Below are 19,258 nucleotides of genomic sequence, written 5' to 3'. Positions count from 1 at the left end.
AGGGGCAGGCGCGCCAGGGCGTCGCGGGCGATCAGCGGCGCGGCCTCGCCATGCAGCAGGGCGGCATCGGACGGGTCGTCGCGCAACAGGGTGTCGCGGCCGGTGGGCAGCAGCGCCTGCACCGTGCCGGGGGGCAGGCTGCGGCGGTGCGGCGCGGGCATGCCCTCATCGGCCAGGGCGCAATGGTCCAGGCCCAGCAAGGCGGGCCATTCCTGGGACACCGCTTCGGCGGCATCGGGGGCGGCGATCAGCGCCACCACGGCCCGCTGGGCACGGTGGACGAAGCTTTCCTCGGCCCGGGCGCTGGCGGCGAGGTCACGGTTGGCCGCGCGTTCGGCATCCAGCATGGCGGCCATGTGGTCGGCCAGCCCTTCGCCATGGATGCGGCGGGGGGGCGTGAGCAGCCGGTAAAGGTCCGGCCGCTCCGCCAGGAAGGAAGGGTTGGCGCGCAACCAGGCGGCAACCCGGTCGGCGCCGTCCTCCGTCACAGGATGCTCTGGCCCGTCTTCTTCCAGTCTGCCAGGAAGGCTTCCAGGCCACGGTCGGTCAGCGGGTGCTTGATCAGCTGGCGGATCACGGCGGGGGGCAGGGTCGCCACATCGGCGCCGATGCGGGCGGCCTGGGCCAGGTGCAGCGGGTGGCGGATGGAGGCCACCAGCACCTCGGTCTTGATGGCCGGGTAGTTGTTGTAGATCGTGACGATGTCCTCGATCAGCTGCATGCCGTCCTGCGCCAGGTCATCCAGCCGGCCGACGAAGGGCGAGATGTAGGTGGCGCCCGCCTTGGCCGCGAGCAGCGCCTGGGTGGCGGTGAAGCACAGGGTCACGTTGACCGGCGTGCCTTCGTCGGAGAGCGTGCGGCAGGTGCGCAGGCCGGCTTCCGTCAGCGGCACCTTGACCGCGACATTCTCGGCGATGTTGCGCAGGAAGCGGCCTTCGGCCAGCATGCCGTCATAGTCCGTGGCGGTGACCTCGGCGGAGACATGGCCGGGGGTCACGGTGCAGATCTCGGCGATGACCTCGGCCATCTTGCGGCCGGACTTGGCGATCAGCGAAGGATTGGTGGTGACGCCATCGACCATGCCGAGTTCGGCGAGCGCACGGATCTCGGACACCTCGGCGGTATCCACAAAGAACTTCATGAGGCTTGGTTCCTGGCGAAAGCGGTGCCGGGGCACCACTTATGTGTGACTGTGTTTGCGGAATTGCAGAATAACCGATGAGTGGCGGAAGACGAAAGGGCGCGGCATCCCCGGCCCTGCCGCTGGCTCCGGCGCGGGCGCGCCTGCGGGTGTTGCTGCCGCTGCCCCTGGCTGGCGCCTATGACTATGGCGTGCCGGCCGGCATGGTGCCGCCGCCGCCCGGCAGCTTCGTGCAGGTGCCGCTGAGCGGGCGGGAGATGATTGGCGTGGTCTGGGACGGTGAGGCCGACCCGGAACTGCCCGAACGCAGGCTGCGCGACATCACCCACCCGCTGGACGTGCCGCCGATGACGGCCTCCTTGCGGAAATTCGTGGACTGGGTGGCGGCCTATACCGTCAGCCCGCCTGGCGCGGTGCTGCGCATGGCCATGAGCAGCCCTTCGGCGCTGGAACCGCCGATGGCCAAGGCGGGCTGGCGTGCCTCGGCGGCGGGGCGAGCGGCGCTGGCGCGCGGCACCGGCCTGACCGGCGCCCGGCAGCGGGTGCTGGAGACCCTGGAAGGCGAACTGGACGGGGAGGCGCATCTGGCCGCCACCATCGCGCAGCGGGCGGGGGTTTCCTCCGGCGTGCTGCGTGGCATGGCGGATGCGGGGCTGCTGGAACCGGCGCTGATCGAGCGCGCGGTGGAATTCCCGCGCCCGGACCTGAAGCGCGGCGGCCCGGCGCTGGGCGAGGAACAGCAGGTGGCCGGGCAGGCGCTGCGCGAGGCCGTGGCGAAGAAGCAGTTCGGCGTCACGCTGCTCTCCGGCGTCACCGGCTCCGGCAAGACGGAAGTCTATCTGGAAGCGGTGGCCGAGTGCCTGGCGCAGGGACGGCAGGCGCTGGTGCTGCTGCCCGAGATCGCGCTCTCCGCCCAGTGGCTGGAGCGTTTCGAGGCCCGCTTCGGCTGCCCGCCGGCGTTGTGGCATTCCGAGCTTGGCTCCAAGCGCCGCCGCGACACCTGGCGGGCGCTGGCGGAGGGGCGGGTGCAGGCGCTGGTGGGCGCGCGCTCCGCGCTGTTCCTGCCATTCCCCGATCTTGGCCTGATCGTGGTGGATGAGGAGCACGAGACCGCCTTCAAGCAGGAGGACGGCGTGGTCTACCACGCCCGGGACATGGCGGTGGTCCGTGCCCGGCTGAACGAGGCCGCCTGCGTGCTGGTCTCCGCCACGCCGAGCCTGGAGACGCTGACCAATGCCGAGACCGGCCGCTATGCCGCGCTGGACCTGCCGGTGCGCCATGGCGGCGCCACCCTCCCCAGCGTGGTGGCCATCGACCAGCGGGTGACGCCGCCGGAGCGCGGGCGCTTCCTCTCCCCGCCGCTGGTGCAGGCGATCCGGGATGCCATCGGGCGGGGAGAGCAGGCGATGCTCTTCCTCAACCGCCGCGGCTATGCGCCGCTGACGCTCTGCCGCACCTGCGGCCACCGCATGCGCTGCCCCAATTGCACCGCCTGGCTGGTGGAGCACCGCGTCCAGCGCCGGCTGCAATGCCACCATTGCGGCCATGCCGAGCCTATCCCGCCCACCTGCCCCGAATGCGGCGCCGAAGGCAGCCTGACGCCGCTCGGCCCCGGGGTGGAGCGCGTACAGGAGGAAGCGGCCGAGCTCTTTCCCGATGCCCGCCGGCTGGTCATGGCCAGCGACACCCTGCCGGGCCCGGCGGCGGCGGCCGAGGCGGCGCGCGCCATCCAGGCGCGGGAAGTGGACCTGATCATTGGCACCCAGATCGTCGCCAAGGGATGGCATTTTCCGCATCTGACGCTGGTGGGCGTGGTGGATGCCGATCTTGGCCTGGCGGGCGGCGACCTGCGCGCCGCCGAGCGCACGGTGCAGTTGCTGCATCAGGTGGCTGGCCGCGCCGGGCGTGCGGAGGCGCCCGGCCAGGTGCTGCTGCAATCCTGGAACCCCGACCATCCGGTGATGCAGGCGCTGATCTCCGGCGACCTCGCCAGCTTCATGGCCGCCGAGGCTGATCAGCGCCGCCCGGGCCACTGGCCGCCCTTCGGGCGCCTCGCCGCGCTGATCGTCTCCGCCGAGGACGAGCGGGAGGCCGATACCATTGCCCGGGACCTGGGAATCGAGGCACCGGGCGGGGATGGGGTAGAAGTGCTCGGCCCCGCGCCGGCGCCGCTCTCCATGCTGCGGGGCCGGCACCGGCGGCGGCTGTTGATCAAGGTGCGGCGGGACGTGCCGGTGCAGCCCATTTTGCGGGAGTGGTTATCACGGGTGCGTGTACCGGCTTCCGTGAAGGTGCAGGTGGATGTGGACCCGGTGAGCTTTCTCTAGGCCGGTCCGCATACGTCCCTGCCTCGAAAGTGACCCTATTTTGAAACTGCGGTAACGAATCCCTTCCCAGCCGGTTGCCGCCTTGCAACGGGCTGTGTTAATCCCCGCCCGCCGCGACGGAAGATCCTCCGGGCGCGTCATGATTGCTGCCCGACGGGGTGAAAGCCCCCAAAGGTGGCCCGAAAGCAAGAAACGGGATTGTCCGTGGCCTCCGAAGCGCCGACCGCCTCGCCGAACACGTCACCCACCGTTGGCCATGCCAGCGGCCTCGCCCAGCGCTACGCGCTCGCGCTGCTGGAACTCGCCAAGGAAAAGAAGGAGATCGACCGTGTCGCAGCCGATCTCGACCGGCTCTTCGTGCTTTGGCGCGACGATGCCACCTTCCGCTCCTTTGTGGAGGACCCGCGGCTGGACGCCGCCGCTCAGCGCCGTGGCGCCTTCGCCATTCTGGAGAAGGCGGGCATCGCTGGTGAGGTCCGCAACCTGGTGGGTGTTCTGATCGCCAACCGCCGCCTGGGCCATCTGGCCGAGGTCGCCACCGCCTTCGGGGCGCTGCTGGCAGAGCAGCGTGGTCAGCAGACCGCCGAGGTCGCCACCGCACACCCGCTGACCGACGTCCAGCGCACGCAGCTCACTGCGCGCCTGACCGAGGCCGGCTATTCCAATGTGAAGCTGGTCGAGCGCACCGACCCCTCCCTGCTGGGCGGGCTGGTGGTGCGCATCGGTTCCCGGCTTTTCGACAGCTCGATCAAGTCCAAGCTGCAGCGCATGCAGTATGCCATGAAGGGGGCCGCCTGATGGATATCCGTCCCGCCGAGATCTCGGAGATCCTGAAGCAGCAGATCGCCGGCTTCGATGCCGAGGCGAATGTTGCCGAAGTCGGCACCGTCTTGACCGTGGGCGACGGCATTGCCCGCGTCTACGGCCTGCAGAACGTGATGGCCGGTGAGCTGGTGGAGTTCCCCTCCGCCGGCCTCAAGGGCATGGCGCTGAACCTCGAGACCGACAATGTCGGTGTCGTGATCTTCGGCGACGACAAGAACATCCGCGAGGGCGACACCGTCCAGCGCACGGGCGACATCGTCTCCGTGCCGACCGGCAAGGGCCTGCTCGGCCGCGTCGTGGACGGCCTGGGCAACCCGATCGACGGCAAGGGCCCGCTGGTCGACGTCAAGCCCGCGCTGGTCGAGGTGAAGGCGCCGGGCATCATCCCGCGCAAGTCCGTGCATGAGCCGATGCAGACCGGCATCAAGGCGATCGACAGCCTGATCCCGATCGGCCGTGGCCAGCGCGAGCTGATCATCGGCGACCGCCAGACCGGCAAGACCGCCGTCATCATCGACACCATCATCAACCAGAAGCCGATCAACGCTTCCGGCGACGAGAGCAAGAAGCTCTACACGATCTACGTGGCCGTCGGTCAGAAGCGCTCCACCGTCGCGCAGCTCGTGCGCACGCTGGAAGAGAACGGCGCGCTGGAATACTCCATCATCGTCGCCGCCACGGCCTCCGACCCGGCGCCGATGCAGTTCCTGGCGCCCTATACCGGCTGCGCCATGGGCGAGTTCTTCCGCGACAACGGCATGCACGCCGTCATCTTCTACGATGACCTGTCGAAGCAGGCCGTGGCCTACCGCCAGATGTCGCTGCTGCTGCGCCGTCCGCCGGGCCGTGAGGCTTACCCGGGCGACGTCTTCTACCTGCACTCCCGCCTGCTGGAGCGCGCGGCGAAGATGGGCGAGAGCGCCGGTCTTGGCTCGCTGACCGCCCTGCCGGTGATCGAGACGCAGGCGGGCGACGTGTCCGCCTATATCCCGACCAACGTGATCTCCATCACGGACGGCCAGATCTTCCTGGAAACCGAGCTGTTCTATAAGGGCATCCGCCCCGCCGTGAACGTCGGTCTCTCGGTCTCCCGCGTCGGCTCCGCCGCCCAGATCAAGGCGATGAAGCAGGTCGCCGGCAAGATCAAGCTGGAGCTGGCCCAGTACCGCGAGATGGCGGCCTTCGCCCAGTTCGCTTCCGACCTGGACGCCTCCACCCAGGCCCTGCTGGCCCGTGGCGCGCGCCTGACGGAGCTGCTGAAGCAGCCGCAGTTCCAGCCCGTGCCCGTCGAGGAGCAGGTGGTTTCCCTGTTCTCTGGCACGCGCGGCTACCTGGACAAGCTGCCGGTGAACAAGGTCGGCGAGTTCGAGCGCCAGATGCTGTCCCAGCTTCGTGCCACCAAGCCCGAGATCCTGGCCGGCATCCGCGACAAGAAGGAGCTGACCAAGGACAACGAGGCCGCGCTGGTGTCGTTCCTGGACAGCTTCAGCAAGTCCTTCTCCTGAGGGGAGGCTAGGGGAGCGAACCCATGGCCAACCTGAAGGACCTGCGGGCACGCATCAACAGCGTGAAGTCCACCCGCAAGATCACCCAGGCGATGAAGATGGTCGCGGCGGCGAAGCTCCGCCGCGCCCAGCAGCAGGCCGAGGCCGCGCGCCCCTATGCCGAGCGCATGGAGCGGATGCTGGGCTCGCTCGGTGCTGCCGTCGCCGGCAACCCGGATGCGCCGAAGCTGCTGGTGGGCACCGGCCGCGACGCCGTGCATCTGCTGGTGGTCGTCACCGCCGACCGCGGCCTGGCGGGCGCGTTCAACACGAACGTCGGCCGCTTCGCGCGCAACCACATCCGGGAGCTGGAAGCCCAGGGCAAGACGGTGAAGGTCATCACCGTCGGCCGCAAGGGCGCCGCCTACCTGAAGCGTGAGCTGGCCAGCCGGGTGATCGAGGAGATCACCTATATGGGCAAGAAGCGCGTGGGCTTCGAGGAAGCCGATGCGCTGGCCACCCGCATCACCGCCATGCTGGAAGCCGGCGAGTTCGACGTCTGCACGTTGATCTACAACCGCTTCCGCTCCGTCATCGCCCAGGTGCCGGCCGCGCAGCAGCTGATCCCGACCGTGCTGCCTGAGGCGGCGGCGGCGCCGGCGGCTGGCGAGGCCCAGGCCTGGTACGAATATGAGCCGGACGAGGCCACCATCCTGGCCCAGATCCTGCCCAAGAATCTCGCCATCCAGATCTATCGCGCTCTGCTGGAAAACTCCGCTGGCTTCTTCGGCAGCCAGATGAACGCGATGGATAACGCGACCCGCAACGCGGGCGAGATGATCAACAAGCTGACCCTGACTTACAACCGCACGCGTCAGGCCAACATCACCAGTGAGCTGATCGAGATCATCTCCGGTGCCGAGGCTCTCTGAGGGAAACACCGCCATGAAGAACAACGTTGGCAAGGTTACGCAGGTTCTCGGCGCCGTCGTGGACGTGCAGTTCCCCGAAGAGCTGCCCGGCATGCAGAACGCGCTGCAGGTGAAGATCGGCGACCGCACCCTGGTGCTGGAAGTCGCGCAGCACCTGGGCGAGCGGACCGTCCGCACCATCGCCATGGACACCACGGACGGCCTGGTCCGTGGCGCCGAGGTCGTGGACACCGGCAAGGGCATCGCCGTGCCGGTGGGTGAGGGCACGCTGGGCCGCATCCTGAACGTCATCGGCGAGCCGATCGACGAGCGCGGCCCGGTGCCGGCCGAGAAGACCTACACCATCCACCGCGCCGCCCCGGCCTTCGAGGACCAGGCGACCTCCGCCGAGATCCTGGTGACGGGCATCAAGGTCATCGACCTGCTGGCCCCCTACCTGAAGGGCGGCAAGATCGGCCTCTTCGGCGGCGCCGGCGTCGGCAAGACCGTGACCATCCAGGAGCTGATCAACAACATCGCCAAGGGCCATGGCGGCGTGTCGGTCTTCGCCGGCGTGGGTGAGCGCACCCGCGAGGGCAACGACCTCTACCACGAGATGGTCGATGCCGGCGTCATCAAGCTGAACGAGAACGACACCGCCGGTTCCAAGGTGGCGCTCGTCTATGGCCAGATGAACGAGCCGCCGGGTGCCCGCGCCCGCGTCGCGCTGTCCGGCCTGTCCATGGCGGAATACTTCCGCGATGAGCAGGGCCAGGACGTGCTCTTCTTCATCGACAACATCTTCCGCTTCACGCAGGCGGGCGCCGAGGTCTCGGCCCTGCTGGGCCGCATCCCCTCCGCGGTGGGCTACCAGCCGACGCTGGCCACCGACATGGGCGCGCTGCAGGAGCGTATTACCTCGACCAAGAAGGGCTCGATCACCTCGGTGCAGGCCATCTACGTGCCCGCCGACGACCTGACCGACCCGGCGCCGGCCACGTCCTTCGCCCACCTGGACGCCACGACCGTGCTCAACCGCTCGATCGCCGAGCTGGGCATCTTCCCGGCCGTGGACCCGCTGGACTCCACCTCCCGCGCGCTCGACCCGCGCATCATCGGTGAGGAGCACTACCAGACGGCGCGCGACGTGCAGCGCATCCTGCAGACCTACAAGTCGCTGCAGGACATCATCGCCATCCTGGGCATGGACGAGCTGTCGGAAGAGGACAAGCTGATCGTGGCGCGCGCGCGCAAGATCCAGCGCTTCCTGTCCCAGCCCTTCCACGTGGCCGAGGTCTTCACCGGCACGCCGGGCGTCTTCGTGAAGATCGAGGACACCGTGCGCTCCTTCGCCGGCATCGTGAAGGGTGACTACGACCACCTGCCGGAAGCCGCCTTCTACATGGTCGGCACCATCGAAGAGGCGGTGAAGAAGGCCGAGACCCTCAAGGCCGCGGCCTGAGGATCTGAGGGGAGAGACTGACCCATGGCGACCTTCGACCTTGAGCTGGTGAGCCCGGAGAAGCTGCTGCTCTCCCGCCCTGTCGAGATGGCGATCATCCCGGCGGCCGAGGGCGACATGGGCGTGCTGCCCGGCCATTCCCCGATGATCGTCGCCCTGAAGGGCGGCGTCATCGAGGTGCGGGAAGGTGGCAAGCAGCCCGAGCGGCTGTTCGTGGCCGGCGGCTTCGCCGAGATCACGCCCACCCGCATGACCGTGCTGGCCGATGAGGCGACGCCGGTGTCCGAGATCTCCCGCGCCCAGGCCGAGGCCCGGATGCGGGAGGCGCAGGCTGCCTATGAGGCCGCCGCCAATGGTGCGCCCGAGGCGCGCGAGTTGGCGATGGACCGCTACCTGGCCGCCCGCAAGATGGTGGATGTCGCCGGCGCTGCCTGAGGCGATCCGGCGGGGTTGTTACCCCGCCTCCCTTGCAAACCGGACGCCGCATGCAGAACATGACTGCATGCGGCGTTCGTCGTTTTCCGTTCCTGATTCAGAAGGTTACCGAGGACCATGAAGCACTGGCACATCGAGCAGGTGGCCTGGGACCGCTTCGATCCTTCCAAGATCGACCCCGGCATCATCCCGCTGGTGAAGGCGGCTGCCATGGTCGAGAAGAATGGCGTGGACTACGCGAAGTACCTCAATGGCGTCTTTGTCGATGACCCGGACTTCCGCCAGGCCGCCGACAACTGGGCGGTGGAGGAGGTGCAGCACGGCGACGCGCTGGGGAAGTGGGCCATGCTGGCCGATCCGACCTGGAACTTCGATGAGTCCTTCGAACGCTATCGCAACGGCTACAAGATCGACATCAATGCCGATGCCTCGATCCGCGGCAGCCGCACCGGCGAGCTGATCGCCCGCTGCATGGTCGAGATCGGCACCTCCTCCTATTACACCGCGCTCGGCGAGAATACCGAGGAGCCGGTGCTGAAGGAGGTCTGCAAGCTGATCGCGGCGGACGAGTACCGGCACTTCAAGCTCTTCTACGACCACATGAAGCGCTATCTGGCGCGGGAGAAGCTGTCCTTCCTGCAGCGCCTGCGCGTGGCGGCCGGCCGCGTCGGTGAATCCGAGGATGACGAGCTGGCCTTCGCCTTCCATTGCGGCAACGACCCGGTAGGCACGCCCTACGATCACAATCGTTGCATTGCTGGCTACATGTCTCGCGCTATGGGTTATTACCGCTATCACCACATCGAGCGCGGCATGGGCATGATGTTCAAGGCGATCGGCCTGCAACCCCGGGGAAGGCTCTCCAGCATCGCCACCAAGGGCGCCTGGCGGCTGCTCTGCTGGCGGCGCGACAAGTTCCAGCGGGAGACGGGCGTGGCGAACGAGAACGCCCAGCGCCCGCAGCAGGCCGCCGCCTGAAAGGCGCCCTGACACGCCGGGGGCTGATGCTGGCCTCCGGTGCCATGGCCCTGCCGACCGCTGCCCTCGCGCAGCAGGCGCAGTCCGGGCTCGGCGAGCTGGCACGGGCCAATGGCGTGACCTTCGGGGCCGCCATGCAATCCGGGCTGCTGCGGCAGGATGCCGGCTATGCGGCGGCCTTCGCGCGGGAAGCCGCCATCGTGGTCCCGGAATATGAAGGCAAGTGGGGCGTCCTGCAGCCGCAGGAGGGCCGCTTCAACAGCGCGGGGCTGGACGCCATGATGGCCTGGGGCCGGCGCGCGGGACGCCCGGTGCGCGGCCATGCGCTGATCTGGCACCAGGACCTGCCGGACTGGACCAAGCAGGCCCTTGCCGAGAGCCCGGAGCGCGCGCGGGCCGTCATGGCCGCCCATATCGGCACCATCCTGGAGCATACCCAGCAGCAGATCCGCGACTGGGACGTGGTGAACGAGGTGGTGGCCGACCCGCCCGGCAGCGACACGCCGCAGGCGAGCGGGGAGCTGCGGGACACGCCCTGGCTGCGGGCCCTCGGCCCAACCTATATCGAGACGGCGCTGAAACTGGCGCGCGAGGCCGACCCGACGCTGCGGCTGACGCTGAACGAATACGGCATCGAGGAAGACACCCCCGCCGCCGCCGAGAAGCGCCGCCGCCTGCTGGCGCTGGTGCGGGATCTGGTGAGCCGCAAGGTGCCGCTGGATGCCGTGGGCCTGCAAGCGCACCTACAGATCGCCAAGCCTTTCACGCCCTCGGTGCTGAGCGGCTTCATCAAGGAATTGCAGGCACTGGGCCTCGCCGTGCTGGTGACCGAGATGGATATCCGCGAGGGCGGGGAGGTGCCGCAGGAGATCGCCGCGCGCGACGCGCTGGTGGCGGAGCGGGCCTATGCCTTTGCCTCCACGGCGGTAGAGGCGGGGGTGCGGACAGTGCTGACCTGGGGCCTCTCCGACAGATATTCCTGGCTGGCGACCGACCCGGCTGTGGCCTTGCCGGACAAGCGCCCGCACCGTGGCCTGCCGCTGGATGCCGATTGGCAGCGCAAGCCGATGTGGGACGCGCTGGCCCGGGCCCTGACCGGGCGCTGATGCGTATGGCGCGGCGGCGGCGCCGGCCCTAGTGTGCCGCCACCATGCGCTATCTCTCCACGCGGGGCGAGGCCCCGGTTCGCGAATTCGAAGATGTCCTGCTGGCGGGCCTCGCCGAGGATGGCGGGCTGTTCCTGCCCGAGACCTGGCCGGAGCTTTCCGCCGCGGAATGGCGCGCCCTGCGCGGCCTGCCTTACGCGGAGCTCTCGGCCAAGCTGATGGCGCTCTTCACCGCGCCGGCGATTTCCGAGGCCGAGCTGCTGACCATGACCCGCGCCGCCTATGGCGGCTTCGGCCATGCCGCCACGGCCCCGCTGGTGCAGATCGAGCCCGGCATCTTCTCGCTGGAACTGTTCCATGGGCCGACGCTGGCCTTCAAGGACATGGCGATGCAGCTGCTGGGGCGGCTCTTCGACCATGTGCTGGCCAAGCGCGGGCAGCGTGTGACCATTGTCGGCGCCACCTCCGGCGATACCGGCAGCGCCGCCATCGAGGCCTGCCGCGACCGCGCGGCGGTGGATGTGGTGATCCTGCACCCCGAGGGCCGCACCAGCGCGGTGCAGCGGCGGCAGATGACCACCGTGCTTTCCCCCAATATCCGCAACATCGCCGTCCAGGGCTCCTTCGACGATTGCCAGGACCTGGTGAAGGCGATGTTCAACGACGCGCCTTTCCGCAACGAGATGAAGCTCTCGGCGGTGAATTCCATCAACTGGGCGCGGATCGCGGCGCAGATCCCCTATTACGCCTATGCCGCCCTGGCGCTGGGCGCGCCGGACTGCCCGGTGGCCTTCTCCGTCCCCACCGGCAATTTCGGCAATGTGCTGGCCGCCTGGGTGGCCCGCCGCATGGGCCTGCCGATCGAGCGGCTGATCGTCGGCGCCAACCGCAACGACATCCTGGCGCGCTTCATCACCGCCAATGACATGTCGGCCCGGCCGGTGGAGCCCAGCCTGTCTCCCAGCATGGATATCCAGGTCTCCTCGAATTTCGAGCGCCTGCTCTTCGAGTTGCTGGGCCGCGACGCCAAGGCCACCGCCGAGACCATGACGCGCTTCCGCGCCGAGGGCCGCATGCCGGTGCCCGATGCCGCCTGGAAGCAGGCGACGGAGCTGTTCCACGGCTTCACCCTCTCGGATGAGGGAACATTGGAAGAAATCCGCCGGCTCTATGCCGAGAGCGCCTATCTGGCGGACCCGCATACCGCCATCGGCACCGCCGCGGCCCGTGCGATGCGCCCCGCCGATGCCGGCATTCCGGTGGTGGTGGCGGCCACGGCGCATCCGGCCAAGTTCCCGGATGCGGTGGAGAAGGCCACCGGCTTCCGCCCCGCGCTGCCGCCGCGCCTGGCGGACCTGCATGAGCGGGAAGAGCGCTACGAGGTGCTGCCGGCCGATCTCGAGGCCATCGAGACCGTGGTGCGCGGCCATGCCCGCCGCAACGCCGCCTGAGGCTTACGCCTGGGCGTGAAGAATGAAGAAGGCCGGCCCGGAACGATCCGGGCCGGCCTTTTCTCATGGAGCCTCAGCCCACCGCCGGCTGCGCCGAACCCCGCTTGGGGCGGCACGCCGCGAGCAGCGCCACGCCGCCGAAGAGCATGAGCGACAATGCCGAGGGTTCCGGCACCGTGGTGACCACCGTGCCGCTGAAGTCGCAGCCGCCGCCGGTGCAGGCGCCCAGGGCCGCCGTAAAATTGCCCGAGAAAAGATTGCCGTCGGTGCTGGACTGGAAGCCGAAGCCAAGGCCGCTGGCATTCAGGAAGCCGCCGGGCGTGCCGCCGGGGCTGCCGGTCAGGGAGCCCAGCACGCTGGTGCCGGCCGGCAGGCCGCTGCCCGCCAGCAGGTCCGCCAGCGTCAGGGAGACGGTGCCGAGGCCGGGGGTGGAGAAGAAGAAGCTGGCATCCACCAGTCCGGTGTTGACGCTGGAGACGGCGCCGCTGGCGCTGAGGCTGTAGGACAGGTTCAGGCCATCGGCATAGGCTTGGTCCGTCACGGTCAGCGTGCCGCCCAGCGTCACGCCGCCCGCCGGGCTGGCGCCGGTCTGCTGGAAGTTCAGGATCACGTCGGCCGAGGCCGGTGCGCTCGCCAGTGCCAGAACGAGCCCGGCCAGGAGGCCGCCCGCGCGGAGCATCTTCATTCCGTTCAATCCTCACTTGCGGCTGGATTGCCGCAAGCGGGGCCGTAAGCAGAAAATATGCCGTGCAAATTTTCCTTGCATTCCAGGTAAGTATGAAATTCCAAGCCCGGAATGAAATGGCGGATGTCAAGTTCGCCGACGCCCTCGTGGCGGTCTGCCATGGCCTGCCGGCAGGGCTGCCCGTCTTGGGGTCGCAGACTCCGTCTCCTGGCCCTACATTGGGTTACAGCCACACGAATCCGCCCGCCGTGCCACCATCCGGCGGGCCACACGGGAATTTCCGAATGTCTGAAGCGGTGCGACTGACGCGCCTACCGAATGGCCTGACCATTGTCTCCGAGACGATGCCGCGGGTCGAGACCGTCTCCATCGGCGCTTATGTCCATGCCGGGACGCGGGACGAGACGGCGGCCGAGAATGGTGTCTCCCACTTCCTGGAGCACATGGCCTTCAAGGGCACCGCCAAGCGCGACGCCGCCGCCATCGCGCGGGAGATCGAGAATGTGGGTGGCCATCTCAACGCCTATACGGCGCGGGAGAACACCGCCTACTACGCCAAGGTGCTGAAGGAGGACATGCCGCTGGCCGCCGATATCCTCGGCGACATCCTGACGCATTCCACCTTCATCCCGGAGGAGCTGGAGCGCGAGCGCGGCGTGATCCTGCAGGAGATCGGCCAGGCCAACGACACGCCGGACGACATCGTCTTCGACCATTTCCAGGCCACCGCCTTCCCGGACCAGCCCATGGGCCGCCCCACGCTGGGCACGGAGGAGGTGATCGCCAAGATGCCGCGCGAGGCCCTGATGGGCTACATGCGCCACCACTACGGCCCCAGCCGCATGGTGGTGGCCGCCGCCGGCGCGCTGGAGCATGACGACCTCGTCGCGCAGGTGAAGAAGCACTTCGCCGACCTGCCGACCGTGGACCCCGCCCTGGGCGAGCCCGCCCGCTACACCGGCGGCGAGTTCCGCGAGGAGCGGGACCTCGACCAGGTGCATGTGGTGCTGGGCTTCGAGGGGCCGGCGGTGGCCACCAAGTGGCACTACCCCACCATGCTGCTCTCCACCCTGCTGGGCGGCGGCATGTCGTCGCGCCTGTTCCAGGAGATCCGGGAGAAGCGCGGGCTGGTCTACTCGATCTATTCCTTCGCCCAGCCCTTCCGCGACGGCGGCGTCTTCTCGATCTATGCCGGCACGGGCGAGGATCAGGCGGCCGAGCTGGTGCCGGTGACACTGGAGGAACTGCGCCGCGTGCAGCATGACGTCACGCTGGATGAGCTGAACCGCGCCAAGGCGCAGCTCCGCGCTTCCGTGCTGATGTCGCTGGAATCCACCGGCAGCCGCTGCGAGCAGCTCGCCCGCCAGCTCCAGGTGCATGGCCGCATCATCACGCCGGAGGAGACCAAGGCGAAGATCGCGGCCGTGACCATCGAGGATGTGCAGGCGGCGGCGGCGATGATCTTCCGCTCGCGCCCGACGCTCGCGGCCCTGGGGCCTGCGGGCAAGGTGCCGGGCCTGTCCAGCGTGATGGAGAAACTGGCGGCATGAACCGTCTCGAGGTGCTCGATGCCCTGGTTGCCGCCGCGCGCGCGGCAGGGGCGGATGCGGCGGATGCGCTGCTGGTGCAGGGTACGTCCCTTTCCGTCAGCCGCCGGCTGGGGATGGTCGAGCATCTCGAAAGGGCCGAGGGTTTCGACCTCGGCCTGCGGGTCTTCGTGGGAAAGCGGCAGGCGATCGTCTCCTCCACCGACCCGGACCGCGCCGGCTTCGCCGCGCTGGCGGAGCGCGCGGTGGCCATGGCCCGCGCGGTGCCGGAGGACCGTTTCTCCGGCCTGCCGGAAGCGGTGCGGGCGCCGGGGCGCGACCTCGACCTCGACGACCCGGCGGAACCCGGTGCCGAGGACCTGCTGGCCCGTGCCGCCGCCGCCGAGGAAGCGGCCCTGGCCACCCCCGGCGTCACCAACAGCAATGGCGCCGAGGCGGGCTTCCACCGCTCCCGCATCGCCATCCTGGCTTCCAACGGCTTCGCGGGCGAATATGCCCGTTCCAGCCATTCCGTCTCCGTTTCCGCCGTGGCGGGGGAGGGAACGGCGATGGAGCGCGACTACGACCACAGCGTCGCCGTGCATCTGGCCGATCTCGAAGACGCTGCCAGCCTCGGCCGCCGCGCCGGGGAGCGCGCGGTGCGGCGGCTGAACCCCACCCGCCCGGCCTCTCGCCGCCTGACGGTGATCTACGACCCGCGCGTGGCGGGCTCGCTGCTCGGGCATCTTTCGGCGGCGCTGAATGGCGCGGCCGTGGCGCGCGGCACCTCCTTCCTGCGCGACCGCATGGGGGAGCGGGTGCTGGCCGCCAGCCTGACGGTGCGGGACGACCCGTTGCGCCGCCGTGGCCTCCGCTCCCGCCCCTTCGATGGCGAGGGGACGCCGGGCGAGGGCCTGGCGCTGGTGGAGGATGGCGTGCTGCGGAACTGGGTGCTGGACTGGCGCTCGGCCCGCCAATTGGGGCTGCGCTCCACCGGCCATGCCAGCCGGGGCGTTTCCAGCCCGCCTTCGCCCTCCACCACCAATCTGTGGCTGGAGCCGGGCCAGGTTTCCCCCGCCGCGCTGATGGGCGACATCGAGGAAGGCTTCTATGTCACCGAGATGCTGGGCAGCAGCGTCAATGCCGTTACTGGCGACTATAGCCGTGGCGCCTCGGGCTTCATGATCCGCCGTGGGGAACTGGCGGAGCCGGCGGCGGGCGTGACCATCGCCGGCAACCTGAAGGAGATGTTCCTCCATATGGCGGCGGCGGATGACCTGCGGTTCCGCCGGGGCGTCGATGCGCCGACCCTGCGCGTGGATGGGATGACGCTAGCCGGCGCCTGAGGGTGCCGAAGATAACGCTCACGGATGCGTGAATTCAGCCTTGATGAATGGTTAACGCCCGGGAATGATGTTGCTGCCGTGCTCAAGGCGCGGCGCATCGTCGCCAGAAGGGAAGACGCCAGGCATGTGGCTGACGCGATTAAGTCAGGGGCTGGCCAGCCTTGGCCTGCGGCCGAAGCCGAAGCGGCCGCTTTACCGGCCTGTTCCTGACGGCACCCCGCGCCGCGGCTTCGCCGAGGATCGTGCCGCGATCGAGCTTCATGATCCCGATCTGATGCAATCCAGCCCGCGCCGGAAGGGCGGGGCCATCTGGTCCGGTGGTTCCTCCCGCCGCCTGGAGGAGGGGGAGGGCCTGCCCTTCGCCAGTACCGGCCCGCATGGGCACCGGGGCCGGATGCGGGAGAAGCTGCTGGAGCGCGGCCCTGGCGCGCTGGCGGATTACGAGCTGCTGGAGATGCTGCTCTTCTTTGCCTTCAAGAAGGGCGATACCAAGCCGCTCGCGAAGGCGCTGATCAACCGCTACGGCTCCTTCGCCAATGTGCTGACGGCGCCGCAGAAGGACCTGCTGGAAACGCCGGGCCTGGGCGAGCACAGCGTGACGGCCATCAAGCTGGTGCAGGATGCCGCGCTGCGGCTGGCGCGGGCCGAGGTGATGGAGAAGCCTGTCCTGAACAACTGGGACCGGCTGATGGACTACCTGAACGCGGCGCTGGCGCGGGAGAAGATCGAGCAGTTCCGCATCCTTTTCCTGGATTCCAAGAACCGGCTGATCGCCGACGAGGCGCAGGCGCGTGGCACCGTCAACCACACGCCGGTCTACCCGCGCGAGGTGATCAAGCGCGCGCTGGAGCTGCATGCCACGGCGCTGATCCTGGTGCACAATCATCCCAGCGGCGACCCGACGCCCTCTCGCGCCGATATCGAGATGACGGGCGAGATCATGGCGGCCGGCGCCGTGCTGTCCGTGGTGGTGCATGACCACCTGATCATCGGCAATGGCCGGCATCTTTCCTTCCGGCGGGAAGGGTTGTTGCAGGGGCGCTAGCCGCGCCGGGGCAAAAAAAGAGTGAGGCGGGGGTGCCGTGGCGGAGAACGGCTTTCCCCGGCCTTCCTGCTTCCCCTAGGCTTCCTTCGCAGAAACGACCGGCCGGCAAGGCCGCGCGCGAGGGAATTGTTCACCATGGATATCACGCCGGAGCCGCAGGCCCTCCTTCAGACCGAGAGCCCGGCGCGTCGCCTCGCCCTGCTCAAGGCGCTGGAGCGGAAGCTGCTCTGGCTCTCGGCCTGGACCATCCACCACGCCAACCACATCCGCCCCAACCGGGACGGGCTGAAGGTGGGCGGACACCAGGCTTCCTCGGCCTCCTGCGTCTCCATCATGGCGGCGCTGTATTTCGGCATCCTGCGGCCGCAGGACCGGGTGGCGGTGAAGCCGCATGCCGGGCCGGTCTTCCATGCCGTGAATTACCTGCTGGGGCGGCAGCAGCGGGAGAAGCTGGCGACGCTGCGGCAGTTCGGCGGCATCCAGCCCTATCCCAGCCGGGTGAAGGACGGGGCGGAGGTGGATTTCTCCACCGGCTCCGTCGGCCTGGGCGTGGCCATGACCAGCTTCGCCTCGCTGGTGCAGGACTATGTCCACCTGCACAAGCTGGGGCAGGAAGGGATGCCGCGCGGCCGCCACGTCGCCATCGTCGGCGATGCCGAGCTGGACGAGGGCAATATCTACGAGGCCCTGCTGGAGGGCTGGAAGCACGATGTGCGCGATGTCTGGTGGGTGGTGGACTATAACCGCCAGAGCCTGGACAGCGTGGTGCCCGACCGCCTCTTCGGCCGCATCGAGGGGCTGTTCCAGGACATGGGCTGGAACGTCGTCACCCTGAAATACGGCCGCAAGCTGCAGGCCGCCTTCGCCCGCCCTGGCGGGGAGGCGCTGCGCCGCTGGATCGACGACTGCCCCAACAGCCTCTACTCGGCGCTGACCTTCCAGGGCGGTGCCGCCTGGCGCCGGGCGCTGCTGGCGGAGCTGGGGCGGGACGAGGGCTTCCGCGCCATCATCGACCCGCTGGACGACGAGGAACTCGGCGCCCTGATGACCAACCTGGCCGGACATGACGTGGAAACGCTGGAAGAAGCCTTCCGCGCCCAGGATGCCGCCGGGGACCAGCCCACCTGCTTCATCGCCTATACCGTGAAGGGCATGGGCCTGCCCTTCGCCGGGCACAAGGACAACCATGCCGGGCTGATGACCAGGGAGCAGATGGAGGCCTTCCGGGAAGGCATGCGCATCCGCCCTGGCCATGAATGGGACCGCTTCGAGGGCCTGGACCTGCCGGAAGCGGAACTGGAAGCCTTCCTGGGCGCGGTGCCCTTCGCCAGCCCGCTGACGCCGGAAGGCCGCAGCCTGTCCGCCCCCATCGTGCCCGTGCCGGCCAGCCTGCCGGTGCCACGCGTGCCGGAAGGCCGCACCCTCTCCACCCAATCCGCCTTCGGAGAATTGCTAGCCGGCATCGGGCGTGGCGGGGAGACGGAGTCGCTGGCGCGGCGCATCGTCACCACCAGCCCGGATGTGACGGTCTCCACCAATCTTGGCCCCTGGGTGAACCGGCGGGGGATCTTCGACCGCCACCTGAAGAACGATGTCTTCCGCGATGCCAAGCTGGCCAGCGCCCAGCGCTGGGGCATGTCGCCGGATGGGCAGCATATCGAGCTGGGCATCGCCGAGCAGAACCTCTTCCTGCTGCTGGGCGCGCTGGGCCTCGCGGACCGGATGCATGGCGGGCGGCTGCTGCCGGTGGGCACGGTCTATGACCCCTTCGTCAACCGCGGCCTCGATGCGCTGATCTATGCCTGCTACCAGGATGCGCGCTTCCTGCTGGTCTCCACCCCCTCCGGCCTGACGCTGGCGCCCGAGGGCGGGCAGCACCAGAGCTTCAACACGCCCCTGATCGGCATGGCGCAGGACCGGCTGGCCAGCTACGAGCCTGCCCATGCCGATGAGCTGGCCATCCTGCTGCGCTGGGCCTTCGAGCATATGCAGAAGCCGGATGGCTCGGCGGTCTGGCTGCGGCTGTCCACGCGTGGCTTGCAGCAGCCGGAGCGGAAGCTGAACCCGGCGGCGGTGATCGCCGGCGGCTATTGGGCTGTGCCGCCGGCGCCGGGTGCGCGCATCGCCATCGCCTATCAGGGTCCGGTGGCACCGGAAGCCACCGCTGCCTTCGAGGAACTGCGCGCCGAGGAACCCGGCGCGGGCCTGCTGGCCGTCACCAGCCCGGACCGCCTGCATGCCGGCTGGCTGGCGGCGCGGCGGGAGGCGCGGCAAGGGCCTGGCGCGGCGCCATCGCATATCGAGCAACTGCTGGCGCCGCTGGCGCCGGGGGCGGCCATTGTCTCGGTGCTGGATGGCCATCCGGCGGCGCATGGCTGGATGGGCGCGGTGCGCGGCCAGCGGGTGGTGCCGCTGGGCGTGGACCGCTTCGGCCAGTCTGGTGACATCCCCGACCTGTACCGGGAATACGGCCTGGACGAGAGCGCCATCCTCGACGCCTGCGCCCAGGCCCTGCTGGGCGGCTGAGGCGGCGGCG

Annotated in this window: 16 protein-coding genes; 13 read left to right on the top strand and 3 right to left on the bottom strand. The window is 69.1% G+C overall.

Annotated features, from left to right (window positions below):
* Window positions 1-488: hypothetical protein (locus IBL25_RS06015; RefSeq protein WP_456315857.1), on the bottom strand; the 488-nt coding region annotated here is incomplete at its 3' end.
* Entirely contained in the window at window positions 485-1,141 is a 657-nt protein-coding gene (fsa, locus tag IBL25_RS06010) for a fructose-6-phosphate aldolase (protein WP_187777646.1), read from the bottom strand. The genes IBL25_RS06015 and fsa, both read right to left, overlap by 4 nt.
* A gap of 77 nt (window positions 1,142-1,218) precedes the next feature.
* Between fsa and IBL25_RS06005 the strand changes: the two genes are divergently transcribed.
* From IBL25_RS06005 to thrC, 9 genes are all read left to right on the top strand, one after another.
* The gene (locus tag IBL25_RS06005; RefSeq protein WP_187777645.1) at window positions 1,219-3,468 is read left to right on the top strand and encodes a primosomal protein N'; all 2,250 of its coding nucleotides are present in this window, start codon (window positions 1,219-1,221) and stop codon (window positions 3,466-3,468) included.
* Between the two features lie 204 nt (window positions 3,469-3,672).
* The gene (locus IBL25_RS06000; RefSeq protein ID WP_239416843.1) at window positions 3,673-4,266 is read left to right on the top strand and encodes a F0F1 ATP synthase subunit delta; all 594 of its coding nucleotides are present in this window, start codon (window positions 3,673-3,675) and stop codon (window positions 4,264-4,266) included.
* Entirely contained in the window at window positions 4,266-5,798 is a 1,533-nt protein-coding gene (atpA, locus tag IBL25_RS05995) for a F0F1 ATP synthase subunit alpha (protein ID WP_187777643.1), read from the top strand. The genes IBL25_RS06000 and atpA overlap by 1 nt, the downstream gene beginning before the upstream one ends.
* 23 nt (window positions 5,799-5,821) lie before the next feature.
* Entirely contained in the window at window positions 5,822-6,709 is an 888-nt protein-coding gene (locus tag IBL25_RS05990) for a F0F1 ATP synthase subunit gamma (RefSeq protein ID WP_187777642.1), read from the top strand.
* A gap of 13 nt (window positions 6,710-6,722) precedes the next feature.
* On the top strand, window positions 6,723-8,150 hold the full coding sequence (gene atpD, locus IBL25_RS05985; RefSeq protein WP_187777641.1) for a F0F1 ATP synthase subunit beta: 1,428 nt from the start codon (window positions 6,723-6,725) through the stop codon (window positions 8,148-8,150).
* 24 nt (window positions 8,151-8,174) lie between these two features.
* Window positions 8,175-8,585 (top strand): ATP synthase F1 subunit epsilon, encoded by a 411-nt coding sequence (atpC, locus tag IBL25_RS05980; RefSeq protein ID WP_187777640.1) that lies wholly within the window; start codon window positions 8,175-8,177, stop codon window positions 8,583-8,585.
* A gap of 117 nt (window positions 8,586-8,702) precedes the next feature.
* Window positions 8,703-9,563: an acyl-ACP desaturase gene (locus tag IBL25_RS05975; protein ID WP_187777639.1), complete on the top strand. Its 861-nt coding sequence runs from the start codon at window positions 8,703-8,705 to the stop codon at window positions 9,561-9,563.
* A 26-nt stretch (window positions 9,564-9,589) separates the two neighbouring features.
* Complete coding sequence (locus IBL25_RS05970) at window positions 9,590-10,669, top strand: endo-1,4-beta-xylanase (protein ID WP_187777638.1); 1,080 nt, start codon at window positions 9,590-9,592, stop codon at window positions 10,667-10,669.
* A 44-nt stretch (window positions 10,670-10,713) separates the two neighbouring features.
* Entirely contained in the window at window positions 10,714-12,120 is a 1,407-nt protein-coding gene (gene thrC / locus IBL25_RS05965; protein ID WP_187777637.1) for a threonine synthase, read from the top strand.
* Window positions 12,121-12,193: 73 nt separating this feature from the next.
* Here the strand turns inward: thrC and IBL25_RS05960 are convergent, their stop codons facing one another.
* Window positions 12,194-12,805 carry a PEP-CTERM sorting domain-containing protein gene (locus IBL25_RS05960; RefSeq protein ID WP_187777636.1) on the bottom strand — a complete coding sequence of 204 codons (612 nt, stop codon included), beginning with the start codon at window positions 12,803-12,805 and terminating at the stop codon, window positions 12,194-12,196.
* A 284-nt stretch (window positions 12,806-13,089) separates the two neighbouring features.
* Here IBL25_RS05960 and IBL25_RS05955 point away from each other — a divergent pair, with 284 nt between their 5' ends.
* The 4 genes from IBL25_RS05955 to IBL25_RS05940 all read left to right on the top strand — a co-directional run bounded on the left by IBL25_RS05955 (window position 13,090) and on the right by IBL25_RS05940 (window position 19,248).
* On the top strand, window positions 13,090-14,355 hold the full coding sequence (locus tag IBL25_RS05955; RefSeq protein WP_187777635.1) for a M16 family metallopeptidase: 1,266 nt from the start codon (window positions 13,090-13,092) through the stop codon (window positions 14,353-14,355).
* Window positions 14,352-15,677: a TldD/PmbA family protein gene (locus IBL25_RS05950; RefSeq protein WP_187777634.1), complete on the top strand. Its 1,326-nt coding sequence runs from the start codon at window positions 14,352-14,354 to the stop codon at window positions 15,675-15,677. The genes IBL25_RS05955 and IBL25_RS05950 overlap by 4 nt, the downstream gene beginning before the upstream one ends.
* A 124-nt stretch (window positions 15,678-15,801) precedes the next feature.
* Window positions 15,802-16,722, top strand: a complete 921-nt coding sequence (radC, locus tag IBL25_RS05945) for a RadC family protein (protein WP_367615566.1) — start codon at window positions 15,802-15,804, stop codon at window positions 16,720-16,722.
* A gap of 135 nt (window positions 16,723-16,857) precedes the next feature.
* On the top strand, window positions 16,858-19,248 hold the full coding sequence (locus IBL25_RS05940) for a 1-deoxy-D-xylulose-5-phosphate synthase N-terminal domain-containing protein (protein WP_187777633.1): 2,391 nt from the start codon (window positions 16,858-16,860) through the stop codon (window positions 19,246-19,248).
* The last annotated feature ends 10 nt before the right edge of the window (window positions 19,249-19,258 follow it).

It is taken from the genome of Pseudoroseomonas ludipueritiae (genome assembly GCF_014490445.1).
GTDB classification, from domain to species: domain Bacteria; phylum Pseudomonadota; class Alphaproteobacteria; order Acetobacterales; family Acetobacteraceae; genus Pseudoroseomonas; species Pseudoroseomonas ludipueritiae.
Note: the sequence above shows the minus strand (reverse complement) of the source record. Positions and strands in the feature narration are given on the sequence as shown.